General features: G+C 67.1%; 24 protein-coding genes and 1 tRNA gene. 15 read left to right on the top strand and 10 right to left on the bottom strand.

Features of this window, described 5'->3' with window-relative positions; translation table 11 throughout:
- Positions 1–212: 212 nt before the first annotated feature.
- The 4 genes from ACJH6H_RS00185 to ACJH6H_RS00170 all read right to left on the bottom strand — a co-directional run bounded on the left by ACJH6H_RS00185 (position 213) and on the right by ACJH6H_RS00170 (position 3,203).
- Positions 213–881 carry a sterol desaturase family protein gene (locus ACJH6H_RS00185; RefSeq protein WP_406773995.1) on the bottom strand — a complete coding sequence of 223 codons (669 nt, stop codon included), beginning with the start codon at positions 879–881 and terminating at the stop codon, positions 213–215.
- Positions 878–1,603: a FadR/GntR family transcriptional regulator gene (locus ACJH6H_RS00180; RefSeq protein WP_406773994.1), complete on the bottom strand. Its 726-nt coding sequence runs from the start codon at positions 1,601–1,603 to the stop codon at positions 878–880. The genes ACJH6H_RS00185 and ACJH6H_RS00180 overlap by 4 nt, the downstream gene beginning before the upstream one ends.
- 92 nt (positions 1,604–1,695) lie before the next feature.
- The gene (locus ACJH6H_RS00175; protein ID WP_406773993.1) at positions 1,696–2,754 is read right to left on the bottom strand and encodes a hypothetical protein; all 1,059 of its coding nucleotides are present in this window, start codon (positions 2,752–2,754) and stop codon (positions 1,696–1,698) included.
- The gene (locus ACJH6H_RS00170) at positions 2,742–3,203 is read right to left on the bottom strand and encodes a PPOX class F420-dependent oxidoreductase (protein WP_205848822.1); all 462 of its coding nucleotides are present in this window, start codon (positions 3,201–3,203) and stop codon (positions 2,742–2,744) included. The genes ACJH6H_RS00175 and ACJH6H_RS00170 overlap by 13 nt, the downstream gene beginning before the upstream one ends.
- A 131-nt stretch (positions 3,204–3,334) precedes the next feature.
- Here ACJH6H_RS00170 and ACJH6H_RS00165 point away from each other — a divergent pair, with 131 nt between their 5' ends.
- From ACJH6H_RS00165 to ACJH6H_RS00155, 3 genes are all read left to right on the top strand, one after another.
- Complete coding sequence (locus ACJH6H_RS00165; protein ID WP_133426166.1) at positions 3,335–3,847, top strand: OsmC family protein; 513 nt, start codon at positions 3,335–3,337, stop codon at positions 3,845–3,847.
- Positions 3,848–3,863: 16 nt separating this feature from the next.
- Positions 3,864–4,628 carry a hypothetical protein gene (locus ACJH6H_RS00160; RefSeq protein ID WP_237162798.1) on the top strand — a complete coding sequence of 255 codons (765 nt, stop codon included), beginning with the start codon at positions 3,864–3,866 and terminating at the stop codon, positions 4,626–4,628.
- Between the two features lie 146 nt (positions 4,629–4,774).
- Complete coding sequence (locus ACJH6H_RS00155) at positions 4,775–5,083, top strand: hypothetical protein (RefSeq protein WP_133426167.1); 309 nt, start codon at positions 4,775–4,777, stop codon at positions 5,081–5,083.
- Positions 5,084–5,085: 2 nt separating this feature from the next.
- Here the strand turns inward: ACJH6H_RS00155 and ACJH6H_RS00150 are convergent.
- A tRNA-Ser gene (locus tag ACJH6H_RS00150) sits at positions 5,086–5,175 on the bottom strand.
- Between the two features lie 64 nt (positions 5,176–5,239).
- On the opposite strand from ACJH6H_RS00150, the gene ACJH6H_RS00145 reads away from it, so the two are divergent.
- Both ACJH6H_RS00145 and ACJH6H_RS00140 read left to right on the top strand, forming a co-directional pair.
- Positions 5,240–6,211 (top strand): NAD(P)H-quinone oxidoreductase, encoded by a 972-nt coding sequence (locus tag ACJH6H_RS00145; protein WP_133426168.1) that lies wholly within the window; start codon positions 5,240–5,242, stop codon positions 6,209–6,211.
- A gap of 9 nt (positions 6,212–6,220) precedes the next feature.
- Positions 6,221–6,619 carry a thioesterase family protein gene (locus ACJH6H_RS00140; protein WP_205848823.1) on the top strand — a complete coding sequence of 133 codons (399 nt, stop codon included), beginning with the start codon at positions 6,221–6,223 and terminating at the stop codon, positions 6,617–6,619.
- Here the strand turns inward: ACJH6H_RS00140 and ACJH6H_RS00135 are convergent, their stop codons facing one another.
- Positions 6,620–7,816 (bottom strand): cysteine desulfurase-like protein, encoded by a 1,197-nt coding sequence (locus ACJH6H_RS00135; RefSeq protein WP_061006244.1) that lies wholly within the window; start codon positions 7,814–7,816, stop codon positions 6,620–6,622.
- A gap of 109 nt (positions 7,817–7,925) precedes the next feature.
- Here ACJH6H_RS00135 and ACJH6H_RS00130 point away from each other — a divergent pair, with 109 nt between their 5' ends.
- From ACJH6H_RS00130 to ACJH6H_RS00105, 6 genes are all read left to right on the top strand, one after another.
- On the top strand, positions 7,926–9,884 hold the full coding sequence (locus ACJH6H_RS00130; protein ID WP_374704308.1) for a DUF6541 family protein: 1,959 nt from the start codon (positions 7,926–7,928) through the stop codon (positions 9,882–9,884).
- Between the two features lie 13 nt (positions 9,885–9,897).
- Positions 9,898–10,428, top strand: coding sequence for a bacterial proteasome activator family protein (locus tag ACJH6H_RS00125; protein WP_061006242.1), 531 nt, complete (start codon positions 9,898–9,900; stop codon positions 10,426–10,428).
- A 3-nt stretch (positions 10,429–10,431) separates the two neighbouring features.
- Positions 10,432–11,235 (top strand): ABC transporter ATP-binding protein, encoded by an 804-nt coding sequence (locus tag ACJH6H_RS00120; RefSeq protein WP_406773992.1) that lies wholly within the window; start codon positions 10,432–10,434, stop codon positions 11,233–11,235.
- A 5-nt stretch (positions 11,236–11,240) separates the two neighbouring features.
- Positions 11,241–12,167, top strand: a complete 927-nt coding sequence (locus tag ACJH6H_RS00115) for a glycosyltransferase (protein ID WP_406774124.1) — start codon at positions 11,241–11,243, stop codon at positions 12,165–12,167.
- The gene (locus ACJH6H_RS00110; RefSeq protein WP_212807491.1) at positions 12,164–12,994 is read left to right on the top strand and encodes an ABC transporter permease; all 831 of its coding nucleotides are present in this window, start codon (positions 12,164–12,166) and stop codon (positions 12,992–12,994) included. The genes ACJH6H_RS00115 and ACJH6H_RS00110 overlap by 4 nt, the downstream gene beginning before the upstream one ends.
- Positions 12,995–13,173: 179 nt before the next feature.
- Complete coding sequence (locus ACJH6H_RS00105) at positions 13,174–13,809, top strand: hypothetical protein (RefSeq protein ID WP_212807493.1); 636 nt, start codon at positions 13,174–13,176, stop codon at positions 13,807–13,809.
- An 82-nt stretch (positions 13,810–13,891) separates the two neighbouring features.
- Here ACJH6H_RS00105 and ACJH6H_RS00100 read toward each other — a convergent pair whose 3' ends face one another.
- Positions 13,892–15,358 carry a hypothetical protein gene (locus ACJH6H_RS00100; RefSeq protein ID WP_212807495.1) on the bottom strand — a complete coding sequence of 489 codons (1,467 nt, stop codon included), beginning with the start codon at positions 15,356–15,358 and terminating at the stop codon, positions 13,892–13,894.
- Between the two features lie 429 nt (positions 15,359–15,787).
- Positions 15,788–16,417, bottom strand: coding sequence for a helix-turn-helix domain-containing protein (locus ACJH6H_RS00095; protein ID WP_318983965.1), 630 nt, complete (start codon positions 16,415–16,417; stop codon positions 15,788–15,790).
- An 80-nt stretch (positions 16,418–16,497) separates the two neighbouring features.
- Between ACJH6H_RS00095 and ACJH6H_RS00090 the strand changes: the two genes are divergently transcribed.
- Positions 16,498–17,397 carry an alpha/beta fold hydrolase gene (locus ACJH6H_RS00090; protein ID WP_318983966.1) on the top strand — a complete coding sequence of 300 codons (900 nt, stop codon included), beginning with the start codon at positions 16,498–16,500 and terminating at the stop codon, positions 17,395–17,397.
- Here ACJH6H_RS00090 and ACJH6H_RS00085 read toward each other — a convergent pair.
- Positions 17,366–17,848 (bottom strand): carboxymuconolactone decarboxylase family protein, encoded by a 483-nt coding sequence (locus tag ACJH6H_RS00085; RefSeq protein WP_318983967.1) that lies wholly within the window; start codon positions 17,846–17,848, stop codon positions 17,366–17,368. The genes ACJH6H_RS00090 and ACJH6H_RS00085 overlap by 32 nt on opposite strands.
- Positions 17,849–17,897: 49 nt before the next feature.
- Between ACJH6H_RS00085 and ACJH6H_RS00080 the strand changes: the two genes are divergently transcribed.
- A complete protein-coding gene (locus ACJH6H_RS00080; protein ID WP_318983968.1) occupies positions 17,898–19,319 on the top strand; it encodes a PLP-dependent aminotransferase family protein in 1,422 nt (473 codons plus the stop codon).
- Here the strand turns inward: ACJH6H_RS00080 and ACJH6H_RS00075 are convergent.
- On the bottom strand, positions 19,309–19,932 hold the full coding sequence (locus ACJH6H_RS00075) for a metal-dependent phosphohydrolase (RefSeq protein WP_318983969.1): 624 nt from the start codon (positions 19,930–19,932) through the stop codon (positions 19,309–19,311). The two genes, ACJH6H_RS00080 and ACJH6H_RS00075, sit on opposite strands and share 11 nt — an antisense overlap.
- Positions 19,933–19,978: 46 nt before the next feature.
- Here ACJH6H_RS00075 and ACJH6H_RS00070 point away from each other — a divergent pair, with 46 nt between their 5' ends.
- The gene (locus tag ACJH6H_RS00070; protein ID WP_318984282.1) at positions 19,979–20,440 is read left to right on the top strand and encodes a GtrA family protein; all 462 of its coding nucleotides are present in this window, start codon (positions 19,979–19,981) and stop codon (positions 20,438–20,440) included.
- Positions 20,441–20,465: 25 nt separating this feature from the next.
- Positions 20,466–21,878, top strand: a complete 1,413-nt coding sequence (locus ACJH6H_RS00065) for an FAD-binding oxidoreductase (RefSeq protein WP_020099515.1) — start codon at positions 20,466–20,468, stop codon at positions 21,876–21,878.
- The last annotated feature ends 4 nt before the right edge of the window (positions 21,879–21,882 follow it).

The following is a 21,882-nucleotide window of genomic DNA, read 5'->3' as shown; positions in this document are numbered from 1 at the left end:
CTCGGGTGGGGTGTAGCGCGAGCGTGCGGTCAGATCGCAAATTCGTGGGCAGAGGCGCTCTGGTTGCACCGTCGGATCGCCAAGTGCTGGGCACTTGACAAGCAAATGTCTTGTGGACGTTGACTGTGCACTGCCGTAGAAAAAGTACGAGTACCCAACTGCGTAGACGCACAGTCATCCGCAAAAATCGATGTTGTTACCGACCCGCGTCCCTAATTCAGGGACCCGTGCAGGTTCTTCGCCGTGGGACTGGTCTCGACGGTGGCGGGGTCCGGGTAGGTGCCGAGCACCCGGTCGGAGGTGCCTGACGTGGTGACCGAGAACCAGTAGTGCTCGTTCTTGAAATGGTGCAGGCGATGATTGCGCCACACCGCCTTGTAGAAGCGGTGGCGCGGCTTGTAGTCGGTGTGGACCAGGTAGTGCGTCCACTCATAGCCCATCAGGATCAGCGATTCGACCACGATGAACGACAGCGTGGCCGAAACCGGCGCACCCACCAGGGCGCCGATGCCCAGCGGCAACGCCACGATCGCCGCGATCAGCCACGGCAGCGTCGGGGTCGGGATGAACACCAGGTCGATCTCGCGGGGATTCGCGTGGTGTCGTCGATGGTCGCGGGCGACGAGGGTGTCCACTGTGACGCGGCCGAGTTTCCGTGGTCGCCAGTGCAGGATGAAGACGTGAATCACCCACTCCACGAACGGGAACAGCAGCGCGAGTACCAGGGGCGCCCACAGGTCGCGTAGCGCCAGGCCGCCGACGGCGATCCGCGCTGCGACCGCCCCGACCACGAGCGTCAGGATCATCCACGGCGTCGGATGACGCCAGAACTCGCGGGCCGCCCGGCCGAGGGTCACGCCCCGGGTACCGGTGATCGTCACTGCGCCTCCATCTGGTCGAGAAATTCGGTGAGCACCGTCGTGGCGCCGCCGAGCACGGTCGACGCGGCTCGGCGCGCTTTCAGCGCGGAGCCCGACGTCACCGCCTCGGCGAGCTTGCGGTACCCGGCCGCGGGTTCGGCGGCGGCCACGGCGTCGGCGACGACCGCGAGCATCGGTTCGTACACCCGGCGCATCCCGTTGAAGATCAGCGTCATCGCGATCGAATTCGCCCCGGTGACAAGGCAATCCCAGAAATCAAGGGCGGCCAGCTGTTGCGTCGGCCCGCTCTGCGCGCGCTCGATGTCGGCGAGGGCCCGCGCCAGTGGTTCGGCGAGACCGCGTCCCGACCGCGCCGCCGCCCGTTCGGCGATCCACGGGCCGAGGTACTCCCGCACCTCCAGGACGCTGCGCACCACCGACGGGTTCACCATCGCCCCGTCGGGCGCCTCCACCAGCAGGTAGGGCAGTAGATCAAGGCCGCCTGTGCGGGTGATGTCGTTGACGACGGCGCCGTCACCCTGCCGGACATCGAGATGCCCGGACGCGACCAGCCGCTGGATCGCCTCACGCACCACGGGCCGCGATACGCCCAGTACCTCGGCCAGCTTGCGCTCACTCGGCAGGCGCGAGCCTGGCGGCTGGGCGCCCGCGACGAGCTGCTTGAGCAGCTGGTCGTGCACCTCGTCCGCTGCCGAGCGTCGCTTGATCGACGTCAACTCCATGACGACGACAGTAGCCCGCAAAAGGTAAGAGGTCTAGTGGTCTTACCAATAAAGATGGTGAAGCCAGAAGACGAAGCGCCTCAGGTCCGCCGTCAGGGGTAGCTCAGCAGGACCATCACCCGGCCGTCCGGTGACGGCTCTGGGAACGCGTCGACCTGGAAGCCGTAGTACTCCACCTGGGTGTCTGTGATGGCGTCGATGACCTTGCCCTGGGCCTTGAGCCTGCCGTCCCTGACGTCACGCATCACGCCGATGAAGTCGGGCACCGACATCGACTCGGCCAGCAGCAGGGCGTCGCCGCCGGACGGAAGTTTCACCAGCACACCGGAACCCGCGTAGTTGTCACCCCCGCGGCCCGTCCCGCGTGGCGCCCAGTACACCGGCTCGGAGGCGACTTCGCCGTCGACGCGACGGTACTGCCCCACGTGGTCGACACCGTCCTGCACCGAGACCACCGGCAAGGCGGCGATGGTCCGCTGCTCCTGGAACCACATCCAGCCGAGCGGGATGCCGATGATGGCGTAGATCATCACCAGCAGCATCAACACCGGCTTCCACGCGATCTCCCACGCCTGACGCGGCCCCTGCTTCTCCAGCTGCTTGCGACCGAATCGGAAGACATACCAAGCCAATACGCGTGCAAGTGCCATCGCGGCCAGGATGCACAAGCCCACGATGCCCGCCACCCGGAAGTAGAACGTGCTGCCGCCGTGGTCGATGGTCGCCAGCACCATCACCAGCGGAATCGGCAGGGTGAGGAGCAGCAGCAGGGCATACGACGGGTGGCTCGTCAGGTACTTGTATTCGACGGTCCAGCTCTTGACCCCGACGCCGACGGTGAAGTCACCGATGTCGGCGGTCGAGATCGGCGTCCAGCTCCCGTCCACCACCCGGGGCCGGACCAGTCCGCGCACGAAGAAGAAACCCGCCACCAGCGAGACCGCCAGCGCGCCCCAGAACACGGCGGGCAGCCGTCCACCCGTGCCCGGTACCCCGAATCCGCCGCGGATGTCGATGATCTTGGCGATGAAGAACATCAGCGGGACAACGAAAAACAGCTCGCCGAGCCAGATTTGGATCAACTGCGGAATACGTCTGCCGACACGGTCGAACGCCAGCACCCCGCTCCAGATGAACCTCAGGACGCGCACGGGCTGATCTCGATGTAGGCCATCGGAATGTCGAAGGCGGAACTGCTCTTGTCGAGCGTCCGCTCGAACAGCTTCATGGCCGGCGACCAGTTCGCGGCGATCACGGCGTCGGCGTGGGCATGCTCGGCCTCCGGGAGGATGCGGGCGATGCCGGCCGCCGGTTGTCCTGTCGGCTTGCCCCGAAGATTGCACGGGACCACGACCACGCGCGGATCGTTGCGCAGCCGCTTCACCTTCCCCGTCGACGCGTCGGTGCGGACATACAACTTCCCGTCGGCGACACCGTGATTGATCGGGCTGGGCATGGCCTCACCGGACCGCTTGAACGTGACGAGCACGATCTGCCGCGCCCGCTCGAAGCCGGCGAAATCGGTGGCAGTCGGCTCCCCGATGTCGAAGGCCTCCCGGTGCCGCAGTTTGTCCATGCCGCGAAACATCAACTTGCTCATGGCCGAAACCGCGGTACCGGGCATCTTCTCGTCCAATCTGAGCCGTTGTATGGCCGAAGCGTAAACCGAAAGTTGAATTCATCGTGGGCGCAACGGTCGAATCCCGACGCCGACGCAAATAACGTCGGCGCATGACTGCTTCCGTGACTTCTCTCAACGCGATCACCGATGCCACCCGGGCGGCCGTCGCCGACAATCCCGCCGCGGCCACCGTGGTGTTCAAGGCCACGGCTCAGCCGGAAGGCACCGTCGGCAGTGAGATCGCCTTGGGCAAGTACCAGGTGCACGTCGATGAGCCGCCCGCCCTCGGCGGGCAGCACACGGCGCCCAACCCCGTCGAGTACTACCTGGCTTCGCTGCTGTCGTGCCAGGTGGTCACCTACCGATTCTGGGCCGAGCGGCTCGGCATCCAGGTGGATTCCCTCAGCGCAAGCGCGGAAGGCGATCTCGATGTGCGCGGCTTCTTCGGGCTGGACGACAACGTGCGCCCCGGCTTCCAGCAGATTCGGGTGACCGTCAACGTCTCCGGTCCGGAGACCGCCGAGCGCTACCAGGAACTCCAGGACGCGGTGGATGCGCACTGCCCGGTGCTGGACCTGACCACCGGCACGACGCCGGTAAGTACCCAGCTGATCACTGGTTGACCGATAGATTCGCGTCATGCCGTCGATGACGCCCGCACCACGCCTGATCACGGCCGCGGCACTGACCGTTGTCACCCTCGCTAGTTGTACACCGGCCGCTCCGAGGCCGACCGCAACGACCGCGAGCACGAGCACGAGCACCACAACGACCACCCGTGCCACCTCGACCGCACCGCCGGCCGCCGAAACGCACGGATACGCGATCACGTCGATCACCACGCCCGGGTCACAGCCCGGTAAGTCGGTGACCATCCCGCAGCTTTCCGGTGGCGACCCAGCCGTCACCGACCGCTTCAACGCCGCCATGCGGGCCTCCCGGGCCGACATGCCCGAGCAGTCCGCCACCACGAGCGTCGACGATGGCGTAATCGACGGATTCCGCAGCGGCGTAACCAGAATCGGCTCCGGCGTCGTGGCCGGACGCATCGTGCTGTTCTGGTACGGAAAGGGCGCCGCGCACCCCAATCAAAGCCTGGGCACAGTGGTGATCGCGACCCGCACCGCGTCGCCGGTTACCGTCAACGACCTCTACCAGGATCACGCGGCCGCGATGACCCGGCTACGGACGCTGCTGCCGCAACTGGACACCAGCGGACGGCTGGATGCGCAGCAGTTGTCGCAGGACGACATCGACGTCAACTGGCTGCCGACGCCGACCGGGCTTCAGGTCTATGTACCGGTGGCCCATGCCCTGGGTGACTATGTGGCTGTCACAGTGCCGTGGGACCGGATCGCCGATCTACTGCGGCCGGGGATGCTTGAGGTACTGCGAGCGGATTAGGTATCCGAATATTGTTGTCGGTCAACATGTTCCGAAGAACAAGCGGAACGACTGGAATTGGGTCCACCAGGGGCATTCGGACTTCGCGGTGAGCCACTGTTCGACGGCCTCCCCAACGGCTCACGGCGCTGTGGAAACATCGGACCATGGGCACCCCTGATGCGCCACGCCCGAACCACCGGGCGAAGTACGTCGCCGTCACCGCAGGGGATCTGTCGGGACCGCGGATACGCGCGGCGGTGTCCGATTTCCACGGTCTCGGGACGCCCGGCCACATCGAGCTGGCCTCCTACATGATCGGCCAGGGGCATCCGTTGTCGGTGGCCGCGTGGATCCGGCACGACCCTGTGAGTTCGGTGCTGCACTTCGATCCGCGCGGCGGCAGCGCCGTGGTGCGCGAGCAGTCGATCGAGACCGACGAGCACAACTCGTCCTTCGGCGGCTGCTGGTGCTGACTTGGCGGTGGCGGAGGGATTTGAACCCCCGGTTGGGTTTAACCAACTCTCGCTTTCAAGGCGAGTGCATTAGGCCGCTCTGCCACGCCACCGCGGAACAGCCTAAGGGGTCGGGGCTCGAGCAGGCTCGGAGGGTCCGTGTGTAGCGTTGCCTCCATGCGCGCCATCGTCGTCGAATCCCCAGGTCAGCTGGCATGGTCCGAGGTACCGGAGGTGACGGCCGCCGATGGCGAAGTCGTCATCGACGTGACGACCGCCGGGGTGAACCGGGCCGACCTGCTGCAAGCCGCCGGCCTCTATCCCCCGCCGCCGGGCGCCAGCGAAATCCTCGGGCTGGAGGTCTCGGGCGTCATCTCCGCCGTCGGCGCCGGCGTCGAGAACTGGGCTGTCGGTGACGAGGTGTGCGCGCTGCTCGCGGGCGGTGGCTATGCCGAGAAGGTGGCAGTGCCGGCAGCCCAGGTCATGCCGATCCCGGCGGGTGTGGGGCTGCATCATGCCGCCGGCCTGCCGGAGGTCGCCGCGACGGTGTGGTCCAACCTGGGCATGACCGCCCACCTGAGCGCCGGCCAGCTGGTGCTGCTGCACGGCGGCGCGAGCGGTATCGGCACGCATGCCATCCAGGTCGCGCACGCGCTGGGCGCCCGCGTCGCGGTCACCGCGTCACTCGAAAAGCTCGAGCTCTGCCGCGAACTCGGCGCCGACATCCTGATCAACTACCGCGACGAGGACTTCGTCGAGCGGGTGGCGGAGGCGGGCGGCGCCGACGTCATCTTCGACATCATGGGAGCCTCGTACCTGGACCGGAACATTGACGCGCTCGCCCCCGACGGCCGCGTGGTGATCATCGGCATGCAGGGCGGCGTCAAGGGCGAGCTGAATATCGCCAAGCTCCTGGCCAAGCGGGCCGGCGTCATCGGCACCGCGTTGCGCTCGCGCCCGCTGGACGGGCCGTCCGGCAAGGCCGCGGTGATTTCCGAAGTGGTGCAACATGTTTGGCCCATGATCGCCGACGGCCGGGTGCGTCCGATCATCGGTACCGAGCTGCCCATCGAGCAGGCGGGAACAGCCCACCAGCTCCTGCAGGAAGGCGCCGTGTCCGGCAAAGTGCTTCTGCGGGTGCGGGATTAGGTTGACGGTGTGACGTTCACCTACACCGCGCCGGTCCGTTATCTCGAGGTCGACCAGCAGGGCGTGGTCTTCAACATGTGGTACCTGGCCTACATGGACGAGGCCTTCGGCGCGTTCGTCGCGCAGACGGCGTCGTGGCGCGACATCTTCGAAGCGGGCGTCGACGCCCAGGTGGTCCACACCGAACTGGACTGGTCGGGCTCTCTGAAGTGGGGCGACCAGATTCACGTCGACGTCACGGTGCCCGCCCGGGGACGCACCTCGTTCACCGTCGAATTCCTCATCCACGCAGGCGATTCCACGCGGCCCATCGTCACCGCAAAGACCGTCTACGTCTGCATCGCGACCGATGGCTCCGGGAAGGTCGAACCTCCGCAGCTGCTGCGCGACGCGCTGGACTACGCGTAACTAACCGAGCGAGGCCAGCGCGCGGACCAGCTGATCCACTTCAGCCGTGGTGGTGTAGTGCCCGAGGCCGACCGTGACGGCGCCGCCGATGTCATTGACACCGATGGCCTCCAGCACCCGGGAGTTGCCGTCAGACACGGCCAGCACGCCGTTGTCGGCGAGCCGGCTGATCACGGTGTCGGCGGGCACGCCCTGCACCGCGAAGCTCAGCACCGGAATGGCGGCCTCGGGCGCGCCGAGCACCATGACCAACGGCAGCGACCGCAGCGAGTTACGCAGGTACCCGAACACCCGTCCCAGGTAGGCCTCCGCCGACTGCATGGAGCGCGCGAGCCGTTCGCGGCGGGTGCCGGTGGCGGCGTCGTCCAGGTTGGCCAGGTACTCGATGCTGGCGACGACGCCACCGAGCAGGCCGAACTGGTGCGCGCCGACTTCCAGACGCGCGGCGCCCGTGGCATTCGGATCGAGTGACACCGCCGCCAAGGTGTCGATCATCGCCGGATCCCGGAAAACGAGCGCACCGATCGGCGGGCCACCCCACGCGATCGCGTTGAGCGCCACCACGTCGGCGTCGACGTCGTTGATGTCCAGCAGGCGGTACGGCGCGGCCACGGAGTGGTCGACGACGACCATGCCACCGTTCTCCCGCGCCATCTTGGTCACGGGCCGCAGATCGGTGACGGTGCCGAGCTTCGAGGATGCCGACGTGATCGCGATCAGCCGGGTCGGCCGGGTGATGAGCGTCTCCCACTGCCAGCTGGGCAGTTCGCCGGTCTCGATGTCGACCTCGGCCCACTTCACCTTGGCGCCATAGCGATTCGCGGCCCGCAGCCACGGGGCGATGTTGGCCTCGTCGTCCAGGCGGGTGACGACCACTTCGTAGCCCAGGCCCGACCGCGACGCCGACGCCTCGGCCAGCGAGTTCAGCAGCACGGCCCGGTCGGCGCCGAACACCACGCCACGCGGGTCGCCGCCGACGAGATCGGCGACCGCCTGGCGCGCTGCGGTCAGAACCGCCGCGCTGCGCTGAGCGGCCGGATGCGGGCCGGCGGCCGAGGACATGGAACCGCGGAAGGCGGTCGAAACGGTGGTCGCTACCGAGTCCGGCAGCAGCATTCCGGTCGGGGCGTCGAAGTGCACCCAGCCGCCGCCCAATGACGGGTGCAGACCGCGCACCCGGGCGACGTCGTATGCCATGCCATGCCAACCTTCGAGCGATTCAGGCCTGCCAGCCAAATTTTTCCGGCGGGCGTGCCCCGCTGCACACCGGCGAAAGCCGGGCCACCCGAACAGCCATACTAGTGCAGTGAACTTGGCGTCTGGCGTCCTTGTCGCCCTGTTGATCATGGTGATCCCTGGAGCAATCACCGCTCGCGTAGCACAGCTAACCTGGCCCGTTGCCGTCGCGGTCGGCCCCGCAGTGACCTACGGCATCGTAGCTTTGGCCGTCGTCCCACTCGGTGCCGTCGGCGTCCCATGGAACGGCTGGACGGCTTTGCTGGCGTTCGTCATCGTGGTAGCGGTGGTTGCCGCGCTTCGTCGTGCGCTGCGGCGCTACCGGGACACCGCGGCGGAAGCCCTCGCGATCGGCCGCGGCCCGGCCCTGTTCGTCGCCGCGGGCATTCTCGTCGGCGCGACGGCGATCGCAATTTCAGCAATCCTCGGCATGCCGCATTGGCAATCCATTCCGAGCACCTGGGACTCGGTCTGGCACGGAAACACCATCCGCTGGATTCTCGACGTCGGTCAGGCGTCACCGCTGCACATGGGTGAGCTTCGCAATGTCGAGACGCACGCGTTGCTGTACTACCCGTCGACATTCCACGCGCTCGCCGCCGTCTTCTGCCAACTCACCGGCGCGGCCCCGACCACGGCCTACACCCTGCACTCCCTGGCGGCCTCGATCTGGCTTTTCCCCGTCAGCGCGGCGAGCCTGACGTGGGCCATGGTCCGGCCGTACAAGTGCCAGCGCTGGAGCGCCGGTGCCGCCGCCGCGGCTGCTGCACTCGCGGCATCGTTCACCGCGCTCCCGTACGTCGAGTTCGACGTTGCCGCCGTCCCCAACCTGGTGGCCTACGGCCTCGCCGGGCCCACGACCGTGCTGATCATGTCGTGCCTGCGGCACCGCGACCGGATCCCGCTGGCCGTCATCGCGCTGATCGGGGTGTTCTCCACCCACATCACGGGTGGCGTCGTCGTCGTCACCTTCGTCGGCGCCTGGTGGCTGTGCGACACCCTCCGCAACCCCGTGCGGGGTCGGCTCGCCGACTTCGTGACCCTTGCGGCCGTCGCCGTGCCGTCGCTGCTGCTGTTGCTGCCCCAGTCCGTCGGGGTGCTGGCGCAGGCCGACATCATCGTCGGTCATGCGTTCGTCACCCACTTGAGCCGGCTGCGGACGCTGTTCAACGCGATCGTTCAGCACACCCGCCACCTCAACGACTACCCGATCCAGAACATCCTGATCGCGCTCGGCGGTATCGGCGGTCTGATCCTGCTGATCAAGCGGGTCTGGTGGCCGGCCGCGGTCTGGGTGCTGCTGATGGTCGCGATCGTGCATTCGGGTGCGCCGTTCGGTGGCCCGATCGGCGCGCTGATCGGGCCGTACGCCGACCTCTACTACAGCGACCCGCGCCGGTTGTCCGCCGTCGTGACCCTGCTGATCACGCCGTTCGCCGGCATCGCGTTGTTCGCCGTCATCACCTTCGCCGTCGGTTGGGTGCAGAAACGTGCGCCCCGGACAGAGCGGTTCTGGGCCGTGGTGACAGTGGCCCTGCTCGTGTTTTCGACTGTCGGCCTGGCGTGGCATTACTTCCCGCGGCACCGCTACCTGATCGGCCAGAAGTACGACCAGATCATGGTCAACGACAAGAACCTGCAGGCCTTTGCCTACCTGGCGACGCTGCCCGGCGCCAAGGACACCTTGATCGGCAACGCCAACACCGACGGCACGTCGTGGATGTACGCGGTCGCCGGCCTGCATCCGCTGTGGACCCACTACGACTATCCGCAGCAACAGGGCCCCGGCTACCACCGCTTCATCTTCTGGGCCTACGCCGACGACGCCGACACCGATCGGCGGATCGCCGAGGCCGTGCACGCCCTGAACATCAAGTACGTGATCACCAGCTCGACCATCGTCAAGGGGTTCGTCATGCCCGACGGACTAGTGTCGCTGGATAGGTCGAAGTCGTGGGCGAAGATCTACGACAATGGGCGGTCCCGCATCTACGAGTGGCGCGGCGACGCCGCACCGGCGAACAGATAGGAACACTGCAGGCATGACGCTGAAACCAGAAGACGACGACGACAACATCGAGGTCATCGGCGGGGACCTGGCATTGGGCGGGGAACCGGGACCGGACTCCGACCAGGGCGACGAAGGCAAATCGCTGACCGACCTGGTCGAGCAGCCGGCCAAGGTCATGCGCATCGGCACCATGATCAAGCAGCTGCTGGAAGAAGTACGCTCCGCGCCGCTCGACGAGGCCAGCCGGAACCGCTTGCGCGACATCCACCGGTCGAGCATCCAGGAGCTCGAGGACGGCCTCGCCCCGGAACTGACCGAGGAGCTGGAACGGCTGTCACTGCCGTTCTCCGAGGAGAAGGTGCCGTCGGCCGCCGAGCTGCGCATCGCGCAGGCCCAGCTGGTCGGCTGGCTCGAGGGCCTGTTCCACGGCATCCAGACGGCCCTGTTCGCTCAGCAGATGGCCGCCCGCGCACAGCTCGAGCAGATGCGCCAGGGCGCCCTGCCGCCCGGCGCCGACGGTGGCCGCGGCCCGTTCCAGTCCGGCACCGGCCAGTACCTGTAGACCGTGACGGAACCGCACATCTCCACGCAGAACGCGTGGGTCGAATTCCCGATCTTCGACGCGAAATCCCGTTCGCTCAAGAAGGCCTTCCTGGGCAAGGCCGGCGGCGGGATCAACCGCAACGAGTCGAATGTCGTTGTGATCGAAGCGCTTCGGGACATCACGATGTCGCTCAAGATGGGCGACCGGGTGGGACTGGTCGGGCACAACGGCGCCGGCAAGTCGACGCTGCTGCGCCTGCTGTCGGGCATCTACGAACCGACGCGCGGTTCGGCGACCGTCCGCGGCCGCGTGGCCCCGGTCTTCGATCTGGGTGTCGGCATGGACCCGGAGATCTCCGGTTTCGAGAACATCATCATCCGCGGTCTGTTCCTCGGACAGACCCGCAAGCAGATGCTGGCCAAGGTCGACGAGATCGCCGAGTTCACCGAACTCGGGGAGTACCTGTCGATGCCGCTGCGCACGTACTCCACGGGTATGCGCGTGCGCCTGGCCATGGGCGTCGTCACCAGCATCGACCCCGAGATCCTGCTGCTCGACGAGGGCATCGGCGCGGTCGACGCGGAGTTCCTGAAGAAGGCGCGCACCCGGCTGCAAGCCCTGGTGGAACGCTCCGGGATCCTGGTGTTCGCAAGCCATTCCAACGAATTCCTGGCCCGCCTGTGTCAGACCGCGATGTGGGTCGACCACGGCACCATCCGCATGACCGGCGGCATCGAGGAAGTCGTGCGCGCCTATGAGGGCGAGGACGCGGCCCGGCACGTGCGCGAGGTGCTCGAAGAGAACGAGCGCGAGCGCCAGGCGTGACCGACATGTTGTGCGCGGTGATCGTCACGCACCGGCGGCCGGAGTTGTTGGCGAAATCCCTTGCCGTGGTGTGCTCGCAGACGCGACTGCCCGATCACGTCGTAGTCGTCGACAACGACAACGACCCGGCGGTGCGGGTTCTCGTCGAATCGCAGCCGGTCGCGACGACGTACCTCGGTTCGGCCCGGAACCTCGGTGGCGCAGGCGGTTTCGCGCTGGGCATCCTGCATGCCCTGGCCCTCGGCGCCGAGTGGGTCTGGCTGGCCGACGACGACGGACGCCCCGCCGACTCGTCCATACTCGCGACGCTGCTGGACTGTGCGGCCAAGCACGACCTGGCCGAGGTGTCCCCCATGGTGTGCGACCTGAATGAACCTGCCCGCCTGGCCTTTCCGTTGCGCCGCGGGTTGGTGTGGCGGCGTTATGTGTCCGAGTTGCAGGTCGACAAGAATGCCGGCGTCGACCTGCTGCCCGGCATCGCGTCGTTGTTCAACGGCGCACTGTTCCGGGCCGCGACGCTGGAAGCCGTTGGCGTACCGGACATCCGGCTGTTCGTCCGCGGTGACGAGGTCGAGGTGCACCGCCGGCTCGTCCGCTCCGGCCTGCCGTTCGGGACGTGCCTGAACGCGGTGTACCTGCACCCGCAGGGGTCCGACGAGTTCAAGCCGATCCTCGGCGGCCGCATGCACACGCAGTACCCCGACGACGCCACCAAGCGCTATTTCACGTACCGCAACCGCGGCTACCTGCAGTCCCAACCAGGTCTGCGCAAGCTGGTTCCCCAGGAATGGGTGCGATTCGGGTGGTACTTCCTGATCACCCGGCGTGATCCGGCCGGGTTGCGTGAGTGGATGCGGTTGCGCCGCTTGGGACGAGACGAGAAGTTCAGCAGGCCCGGTGCGGGCGGACCCACGACAGGAGGACAGCGATGACGTTCACCGACGCGGCCGCGCAGTCCAAGACGCTGCGCCGCGCCTGGGGCGACCTGGTGACCGGCTTCGGCAAGCGCGAGCTCTGGCTGCACCTGGGCTGGCAGGACATCAAGCAACGCTACCGGCGCTCGGTACTCGGCCCCATCTGGATCACCATCGCCACCGGCACCATGGCTGTGGCACTGGGTGGCCTGTACTCGCAGCTGTTCCACCTACCGCTGGCCGAGCACCTGCCCTACGTGACGTTGGGCCTGATCATCTGGAACCTGATCAACGCGTCGATCCTCGAAGGCGCTGACGTGTTCATCGCCAATGAGGGCCTCATCAAACAACTTCCGACGCCGCTGTCGGTGCACGTCTACCGGTTGGTGTGGCGGCAGGTGCTGCTGTTCGCGCACAACATCATCATCTTCGTGATCATCGCGATCATCTTCCCCAAGCCGTGGTCGTGGGCCGACCTGTCGGTGATCCCCGCGCTGGCGCTGATCGTGGCCAACTGCGTCTGGGTCGCGTTGTGTTTCGGCATCCTGGCGACGCGGTACCGGGACATCAGTCCGCTGCTGGCGAGCCTGGTGCAGCTGCTTTTCTACATCACGCCCATCATCTGGAACGACCAGACACTGCGCCTTCAGGGTGCGGGCACCTGGTCGAAAATCATTGAGCTGAACCCACTTCTGCACTACGTGGACATCGTGCGGGCGCCGCTGCTCGGTGAACCCCAGGAATTGCGGCACTGGCTCGTGGTGATCACCTTGACCGTTGCGGGCTGGATCGTCGCCGCGCTGGCGATGCGGCAGTACCGCGCGCGCGTGCCGTACTGGGTGTAGTTCGCCACCTCGCCGATCCGGCGCGGCGTTATCCACCGGCCGCGTGTCGCGCAGGTCACTGCGCCGGGATTAGCTGGTTGTCCCCACGGATCCGGCCGGTCACCTGAGCGTCACCTCGGGTTCGGTGGCGCGGAGTTCAATTGGGGCGACCGGCTTTCCGCGTTCCAACAGGAGCAACCATGACCATCACCGAAACTCCCACCACCAACGACACCGCGAACGGGCAGGTCATCGAGGCCGAGCTCGTCGAGACCACCAAGGCCGCCGCCGAAGAGGCGACCAACACCGGCCTGGCCATCCGCGAGGTGCTGAGCGGCGTGCTGGAGCGTCAGCTCGACGCCGGCCACAGCCTCACCCGTCAACTGGTCAGCGCGACCTCCGCCGCCACCGAGGCGGTCGTCGAGTCGCCCGCCAAGGTGATCTCCTCCATCCGTGACGGCGCCACCCTGCCGGATGCGGTGAGCGAGACCGGTTCGGCTGTCCAGGACGTCCTGGCCGAGTCGGGACGCGACATCCGCAGCGCCGTCGGCGAATACGTCGGCCGTAACGCCGTCGGCCCCAACGCCATCATCGCCGGTGCGTCGCAGGTGGCCGGCTCGCTGGTCCGCGCCCAGGGCGCCCTGACCGCGACCGCGGTGGACGGCCTGTTCACCGTGGCCGGGACCGCGGCCCAGGGCGTCGAGGACGTCCGCGAGGTCGCCTCGCGCGAGTGGGGCGAGCTGCGCACCACCGCGTCGTCGGCCCGCGAGGCCATCGAAGCGCAGGTCTCGGCCTCTCGCGAGAGCATCCGGGACGCTTTCGACACCACTGCTTGATTCACCGCGACGCTCGGGATCGGTCGGAGTGCGGGCCGATCCCGAGCACCAGCGCGTCCAGATTCAGGGCACCAGTCGGCTGTTACTCACCGCCGCCCTTGGCCGAACCATGATCGCTCTTGCCGGCACCCTGTGACTTGCCGGCCGCATCACGCGAGTGACCACTGTTGGTACCGGAGCCCGACGCGGCGTTGTCCGCGCCCTTCGCCTTCGCGTCCCGCTTGGTTTTCGGGGTGCTCTTGCGCGTGGGGGTCGTCGTCCCGTCGTCGGCACTCTTGGTCCCGTCTGCGGTGGACGCTCCGGTAGCGCTGCTCGACGACTTGGCACCGCGCGTCCGGCGATCCTGCTTCACCGCGGCCGCGGCGGAGTCGGTACCCGAATCAGCCGCCGGAGCCTCGCCCTTGTCGGACGCGGCCGGCTTGGTCTCCGACGCGGAGTCGTCACCGGCACCGGCCGCGGGCGCCGCAGCGTTGTCGTCAGCGCCCGCCGCGGTCTTGTCGGCACCGGTCTTGTCAGCCCCGGTCTTGTCGGCCGCGGTCTTGTCGGCTCCGGTCTTGTCCGCACCGGTCTTCTCGGAGGCCGTCTTGTCCGGCGACGCGGCCGGAGCCACCGCGAGCGGACTTGCCGCCGCGGCCGGCTTGGCAGTCAGCGCCGCCTTCGCGTCAATCGAGACGGAGACCGTCGCCGACGCCGGCGACGGAACACTGACTGCGGCGGCGGGCGGCGGGGTCACCGGCTTGATCGCGGTTGCGATGATGCCCAACGCATTTCGCAGCCCTTGCACGATGCCGTTCGGCCCGAGAATGCCCGCGCCGTCGCCGTTGTAACCGTTGAGCAAGGCACCGGTGATGGATCCGGGCATCGCAACGATCGCGTTCACGACAGCACCCAGATTCTTCGCGCTGAACGCGTTGACCACGTTCTGCAGTCCGTCGCCGGTGGCGGTCACGACGTCACTCATCACCGCAAGCAATGGCAATCCGGCCGTCAGAACCCAGCCCATGCCGGTCGGTGAGGTGATCGCCGTGTCGATCACGTTCAGCATGTTCTGCACCGGCTTACGGAATGCCGCTTGCACATCGGTGAGGATGCTCGTGGTCAGGATCGGCAGGACAAAGGGCGTGAGCACCGCGCTGTACAACGTCTGCACCGCGTCAGCGACATGCCCGGCGGCGAGCTGCTGGAACGCCTGCTTCAAGGACTCCGGCGTCGTGCCCAACTGCTGCCCGACCGCAACCAGATAGTCCCGCACGGATCCACCGACCGCGACGGCACTGGCGATCTGGTTCCGCACCACCTGGCCGAGGACGGGCGCCGGGTCTGCGATCACGCCGGTGACGATGCCCTTGGTGTTCTGCAGCGCCTCGGTGATGATCTGTCCCCATTGGGTGATCGGGTTCACCTGCGCGGCGAGTTGTACCGCACTTGCATGCAGTGCCGGCAGGTGCAGATCCGGCGCCGGCTGGTGGGTGACCGGAGCCAGAGCGATGACCCCGGCACCCATCAGTGCGACGCCCGTCGTGAGGCTGGAGCGAACAGCAATTTGCATGGTGCTTCCCCGAAGGTAGATGTGATATTGACCACAGCACCATAAATCCATATTGCCGCGCAGTTGCCGGAAATCGACGGATGGAACGTGTTTCATTTTCCGCGAAATGGCCACCCGGAGCGCCCATTTACGCCTAGGTTATTAGCTGGTCAGCCGAGATTTGGCGTTCGAAAACCAGAGTTAGATGCATTCATAATTGACTATTACGTCTATTTTTCTCTGGCTCCGGCCGCCGCCGCGCCAATTGCTGCCAATTGGAAATATTGCGCAAGCTACTGCTCGGCTCGGCGCTCGCAGATGGCCGCGATTCGCCGACTACGCCGCGTCGGCGTCCCGGGCCCACGCTCCCCGCGAGGCGCGTTCCCGAGCCCAGCGGCACCGCCGGGCCCCGGGCATGAGAGTTGCTACCGGGTCAGCCCGACCCACCACTCACGCACCGAGGACCGATCGGGCGACAGCCTCATCGCCGTCGACTTCGACCAGCCCGAGCGCACGCGCATCACCGAGGCTGAGTGCGCCCGCAGCGAGACCGAGGATGCAGGCGGGGATCGCCGTCACGGTGGCATCGAGCTTGCGGCCGTCGTGCGGACCGACCTCGAAGCCGGAGCGCGTCGCGCGGAGTTGCAGGGTCCGGTCGTCGACCACGAGGCCGATCGTCACGGCGGAGCGGACCTTGACCCGGCCGTTGAGCAGAGCCGGGACAGCGAGGGTCAGCCACTCGGGCCGGAAGGAGTCACCGCCCGCGGGACCGCTGATCATCAGCGGCGTGGACCAGCGGAGCAGGCTCTCGATCGGCTGGCGCAGCTGCGCGCCCCACGGGGTGAGGGTGTACTCGACCGCACTCCCCTCGCCGGCCAACCGCCGCTCGACGACGCCCGCCGCCTCGAGGTCCCGGAGCCGATCCGCGAGCAGGTTGGTTGCAATACCGGGGAGATGGTCGATCAGGTCGCGATAGCGGGCGGGTGCGATGAGCAATTCCCGGACGATCAGCAGATTCCATCTGTCGCCGACGATTTCGAGCGAACGGGCGAGCCCACAGTATTGGTCGTAGCTCCGCATCGCCATCCTTCTGCTTGAATTTCTCAAGTGACTGTGAGATGTTCAAGCATACCGGGAAAGCCGATCCAACAGGGGTTGCCATGACCAACACCGCACAGACCACACGGCCCGCCTGGGTCGACGACGAACTGTTCCCGTTCGAGAGCCACTTCATCGAGATCGACGGCCACACCGTCCACCACGTCGACGAGGGAGCCGGCCCCACGCTGTTGATGCTGCACGGCAACCCGACCTGGTCATTCCTCTTCCGCGACGTGATCAGCTTGCTGCGCAAGGACTTTCGGTGCATTGCCCTCGATTACCCCGGCTTCGGACTGTCGACGCCCAGGCCCGGTTATCGCTACCTGCCCGAGGAGCACGCGGATGTCGTCACCACGTTCGTCGACGCTCTCGATCTGAAGGACGTCACGCTGGTCGGACAGGACTGGGGCGGCATGATCGGCCTTGCGGTGGCCCAGCGGCGGCCGGGGGTCTTCCATCGGCTGGTGCTGGCGAATACCTGGGCCTGGCCGGTCAACGGCGAGCTGCACTTCGAAGCGTTCGGCCGCATCATGGGCGGGCCGCCGACGCGCTTCCTGGTCCGCCAGTTCAATCTGCTGGTCAACGCGTTCATCCCCACCGGCCACCGGAGACGGAAGCTCACCGACGCCGAGATGGACCACTACCGGCGGGCGCTGGACACCGCGGACCGGCGCCAGGCGTCGGCCGTGCTTCCCGGCCGCGTGCTGGCGAGCCGGGACTTCTTCGCGGAGGTCGAGCGCGGGCTGCCGGACATCGCCCACCTACCGACCCTGATCGTCTGGGGCGACGCCGACATCGCCTTCCGCACCCAGGAGCGCGAACGGCTGGAGGCGACGTTCCCCGACCACACGACCGTCATCGTCGAGGGCGCCGGAACCTATGTCGAGTCCGACGCCCCCGACGAATTCGCTTCTGCGATCCGCACATTCAGCGGCGGCGCGGGACGGCCTTCTTCGTAGCCACATTCAGCCGGTTCCAGGAGTTGATGACGGCGGCCATGCCGATGACGTGCGCAAGCTCGCGCTCGGTGAACACGGCTGCAGCACGGGCGTACACGTCGTCGGGAACCGACCGTTGACTCAGGTCGGTGATGGCCTCGGTGATGGCCAGCGCGGCCCGCTCGCGCTCGGTGAACAGATCACCGGCCTCTTCCCATGCCGCAACCAGGGCCAGGCGCTGCTCGGTCTCACCGGACCGGCGCGCGTCGTGGATGTGCATGTCCAGGCAGAAGGCGCAGTGGTTGATCTGCGAGGCGCGAATCTTGATCAGCTCGCCGATGGTCGAATCAAGTTCCTTGGACGCGGCATTGCTGAAGGCCATCATCCCCGCGTAGAGCTCGGGAGCGACGCCATAGATGTCGATCCGCTTGGCGTGGTCGGTGGTGGTCGGTGCGTTCAGTGTCTCGGTCATGGCGTCCACGCTAGCCACCAAAAGCCCGTGAACATGGTTCAATTTGGGCGTGGTTTCATGGGCCAATTCTGCGGCGAGCAGCGCTGGGCTGGACTTGCATCTGGATCTCGGCCAGACCGTCAAACCGGGCCGGCGCGGTGCCCGTGACCAGCTGATCCAGGCCGTACGAGACGCGGTCCGATCGGGCCGACTGCCCGCCGGCACCATGCTGCCGCCCTCCCGATCCCTGGCGATCGACCTGGGATTGGCTCGCAACACCGTCGCCGAGGCCTACGCCGAACTGGTCGCCGAGGGCTGGCTGGGCTCGCGCCAGGGCGCGGGCACGTGGGTCGTCGGCTCGCACACCGAATCGGCGCCCGCCACCCAGCGCGCCAAACCGGGCACCGCCACTCACAACCTCATGCCCGGTTCGGGAAACGTCGCGGCCTTCCCGCGGCAGGCCTGGCTGGCGTCGGCCCGACGGGCCCTGACCAACGCGCCGACCGAAGCGCTGCGAACGGGCGACGCCCGTGGCCGCCACGAACTGCGCACCGCGCTGGCCACCTATCTGGCCCGCGCCCGCGGCGTGCGCACCACGGCCGAATCGATCGTCATCTGCGCCGGGACCCGGCACGCCGTCGAATTGCTGTCGAAAGTTTTTGCGCCGGGCACCATTGCGGTCGAGAACTACGGTCTGTTCCTGTTCCGGGACGCCATCGCCGGCAGCGGCGCCGGCACCGTGCCCATCCGGATCGATGACCACGGCGCCATCATCGATGACCTCGAAAAGACCAGCGCTGCAGCGGTTCTGCTCACCCCGGCACACCACTTCCCGCACGGCGTACCACTGCATCCCACGCGGCGCACCCGCGCCCTCGAATGGGCCGTCCGTACGAAAAGCTATGTCCTGGAAGACGATTACGACGGCGAATTCCGCTACGACCGGCAGCCGATCGGCTCGATGCAGGGGCTGGATCCCGACCGGGTGGCCTATCTCGGCTCGGTCAGCAAGAGCCTGGCACCGGTGCTCCGGCTGGGCTGGATGGTGTTGCCCGACAACCTGATCGATCCGGTACTGGCGGCGGCGGGCGGGCAACAGTTCTACGTCAACGCCATCGACCAGCTGACCATGGCCGACTTCATCGAATCCGGCCAGTACGACAAACACATTCGCCGGATGCGCAACAGCTACCGGCGCCGGCGCGACGCATTGGCGGCCAAGCTATCCGGGCTCGATGTCGAGATCAGTGGACTGTCCGCCGGACTGCACGCGCTGATCCGGCTGCCGGACGGTACCGAACACGAGGTCATGCGGCGCGCGGCCGACGCCGGGATCGCACTGTCCGGACTGGCACTGCTGCGCCATCCGGATGCCGCACTCGACACGCCACAGCAGGACGGCGTGGTGGTCAGTTTCGGCACGCCCGCGGACCACGAGTTCACCGCGGCGCTCGACGCATTGCACGACGTGCTGAGGGCCGTCAGCCGCTGAGCGCCGCGAGCTCTGCCTGCAGATTGGTCCGCGCCGCGTCCTCCCACAGCCGCCGCCCCGCCTCCGTGCGGTACAGCGACGGCCCGGCGAGCATCGCCGCGATCATCCGGCCACGCCACAGCGCGAAATCCGCATCGCTGACGTGGCCGTACTCGGCCCGCACCCGGGCGGTGTTGTGCTGGTAATCGACCGGCGGCACCGCCAGCACCGCCAGGTCGGCGTCGGACAACACCTGGCCGTTGTGGTCGTCGGTTGCGGGATCGTGGGTGATGGTCACCCGCACCAGGCGGCCCACCTCCACCACGAACTCCTGGGCCACACCCAGATCGGTGAGGTCCGACTCCGCGAGCCGCGCGCTGTTCTCCTCATCGTCGGACTGCCCGGCATAGACCGCGTCGTGGTACCAGGCCGCCAGACGCACGGCGTCCGGATCGTCCGCGTACTCCTCCAGGGCGTCCACTCCGGCCAGGATGCCACGCAGGTGACTCAGGTCGTGGTAACTGCGGTGCGGCTCGGCCCACCGGCCCAGCAGCGCCGCCCCGACGTCGTCGACTCGCGGCGACGACGAATGCCGCGCCAACAGGGTGTGCCATGCCTGGAGCAAATCGGTCACGTGTCCATGGTGCACGTAAGCTGCCCGCGTGGCCGAGCCAGTGGACATCCCCGCCGAACACAACGCCGAACACAGTGCCGAGAAGGCCGTCGAGGCGTCTCTAGGCCTGGTGACACAGGCGTGGCGGTTCGTCGTCACGGGTGGTCTGTCCGCGGTCGTCGACTACGGGCTGTACGCGCTGCTCAGTGCCGTTTTCGTCGCCAACGGCATGCCCGATGCCCGGGCGACCCTCATCGCGAAGACACTCAGCTTCATCGCCGGCACGACGACGGCCTATCTGATCAACCGGCGCTGGACCTTCCAGGCCGAACCGAGCCGGGCGCGCTTCATCGCCGTTGTGATCTTGTACGCAGTCACCTTCGGACTGCAGGTCGGCATCAATCAGCTGTTCTATCTGCAATTCGCCGGCGAGTCCTGGCGGCGGCCTGTGGCCTTTGTCATTGCCCAGGGGACGGCGACCGTCATCAACTTCGTGGTGCAGCGAACCGTGATTTTCCGGCTGAAGTGAGGTTGGCCGGTACCCTTTGACCGTTATGTCTACCCAGCCTGACGCCACGCTGCCCCTGACGCGCCGCGCCCTCACCGGGTTCGGCCGCACGGCACCGTCCGTGGCAAACGTGCTGTCCACACCCGATGTGTCAGTGATCGCCGAGGCGGTCAAGCGGGTCGCGGACGCAAACTCTTCCAGCCCCGCCCACCTGCGGCGAGGCATCCTCGGCCGCGGTCTCGGCCGGTCCTATGGCGACCAGGCGTGCAACGGCGGCGGCATCGTCGTCGACATGACGGCGCTCAACCGGATCCATTCGATCAGCTCCGAGACCGCCATCGCCGACGTCGACGCCGGGGTCAGCCTCGATCAGCTGATGAAGGCCGCGCTGCCGTTCGGGCTGTGGGTTCCGGTGCTGCCGGGCACCCGGCAGGTCACGGTCGGCGGTGCGATCGCCTCCGACATCCACGGCAAGAACCACCACAGCGCGGGCAGCTTCGGCAACCACGTGCTGTCACTGGACCTGCTGATGGCCGACGGCGAGGTGCACACCATCACGCCCGACGGACCGGACAGCGAGCTGTTCTGGGCCACCGTCGCCGGCAACGGGCTGACGGGCATCGTGATCCGGGCGCGCATCAAGATGACGCGCACCGAGAGCGCCTACTTCATCGCCGACGGCATCGCGACGCACGATCTCGAAGAGACCGTCGCCGTGCACCAGGACGGCAGCGAGGACAACTACACGTACTCGAGCGCGTGGTTCGACCTCATCAGCCCGGAGCCCAAGCTCGGCCGCGCCGCGGTGAGCCGCGGCAGCCTGGCCAAGGTGGATCAGCTGCCCGCCAAGCTGGCCAAGGACCCGCTGAAGTTCACCGCGCCCCAACTGCCGGCGATCCCGAACCTGTTCCCGGTCAGCTTCATGAACAAGCTCTCGCTGTCCATGATCGGCGAGGCGTTCTACCGCATGAGCGGCAACTACCAGGGCAAGATCGTCAACCTGACGCAGTTCTACCACATGCTCGACATCACCTCGGGCTGGCAATATGCCTATGGCCCAGCGGGTTTCGCGCAGCACCAGTTCCTGGTTCCGCCCGACGCGCTCGAAGAGTTCAAGGGCATCATCCGCTGGATGCACACGCAGAAGCAGTACTCGGCGCTGAACGTCTTCAAGCTGTTCGGCCCGGGCAACAAGGCGCCGCTGAGCTTCCCCATGCAGGGCTGGAACGTCGCCCTCGACTTCCCGAACCGGCCGGGCGTCAACGAGTTCCTCAACGAACTCGACAAGCGCGCAATGGAATTCGGCGGTCGGGTGTACACCGCCAAGGACTCCCGCGTCAGCGCCGAGAGCTTCCACAAGATGTACCCGCGGATCGACGAGTGGATCGCCACCCGCCGCAAAGCCGACCCGAACGGCGTGTTCGCCTCCGACATGGCCCGCCGCCTCGAACTTCTCTAGGAGA

This window comes from Mycobacterium sp. SMC-21, assembly GCF_045310825.1.
Classification (GTDB): Bacteria; Actinomycetota; Actinomycetes; order Mycobacteriales; family Mycobacteriaceae; genus Mycobacterium.
The sequence above is the reverse complement of the archived record's forward strand: the minus strand, read 5'-3'. Positions and strand labels throughout refer to the sequence as shown.

Coding starts and splice junctions, on each gene's coding strand:
- ACJH6H_RS00165 (WP_133426166.1), top strand. CDS start 3,335: ATGACTGCTTCCGTGACTTCTCTCAACGCGATCACCGATGCCACCCGG.
- ACJH6H_RS00155 (WP_133426167.1), top strand. CDS start 4,775: ATGGGCACCCCTGATGCGCCACGCCCGAACCACCGGGCGAAGTACGTC.
- ACJH6H_RS00065 (WP_020099515.1), top strand. CDS start 20,466: ATGTCTACCCAGCCTGACGCCACGCTGCCCCTGACGCGCCGCGCCCTC.
- ACJH6H_RS00170 (WP_205848822.1), bottom strand. CDS start 3,203: ATGAGCAAGTTGATGTTTCGCGGCATGGACAAACTGCGGCACCGGGAG.
- ACJH6H_RS00105 (WP_212807493.1), top strand. CDS start 13,174: ATGACCATCACCGAAACTCCCACCACCAACGACACCGCGAACGGGCAG.
- ACJH6H_RS00135 (WP_061006244.1), bottom strand. CDS start 7,816: ATGGCATACGACGTCGCCCGGGTGCGCGGTCTGCACCCGTCATTGGGC.
- ACJH6H_RS00095 (WP_318983965.1), bottom strand. CDS start 16,417: ATGCGGAGCTACGACCAATACTGTGGGCTCGCCCGTTCGCTCGAAATC.
- ACJH6H_RS00100 (WP_212807495.1), bottom strand. CDS start 15,358: ATGCAAATTGCTGTTCGCTCCAGCCTCACGACGGGCGTCGCACTGATG.
- ACJH6H_RS00085 (WP_318983967.1), bottom strand. CDS start 17,848: ATGACCGAGACACTGAACGCACCGACCACCACCGACCACGCCAAGCGG.
- ACJH6H_RS00145 (WP_133426168.1), top strand. CDS start 5,240: ATGCGCGCCATCGTCGTCGAATCCCCAGGTCAGCTGGCATGGTCCGAG.
- ACJH6H_RS00115 (WP_406774124.1), top strand. CDS start 11,241: ATGTTGTGCGCGGTGATCGTCACGCACCGGCGGCCGGAGTTGTTGGCG.
- ACJH6H_RS00180 (WP_406773994.1), bottom strand. CDS start 1,603: ATGGAGTTGACGTCGATCAAGCGACGCTCGGCAGCGGACGAGGTGCAC.
- ACJH6H_RS00160 (WP_237162798.1), top strand. CDS start 3,864: ATGCCGTCGATGACGCCCGCACCACGCCTGATCACGGCCGCGGCACTG.
- ACJH6H_RS00125 (WP_061006242.1), top strand. CDS start 9,898: ATGACGCTGAAACCAGAAGACGACGACGACAACATCGAGGTCATCGGC.
- ACJH6H_RS00090 (WP_318983966.1), top strand. CDS start 16,498: ATGACCAACACCGCACAGACCACACGGCCCGCCTGGGTCGACGACGAA.
- ACJH6H_RS00110 (WP_212807491.1), top strand. CDS start 12,164: ATGACGTTCACCGACGCGGCCGCGCAGTCCAAGACGCTGCGCCGCGCC.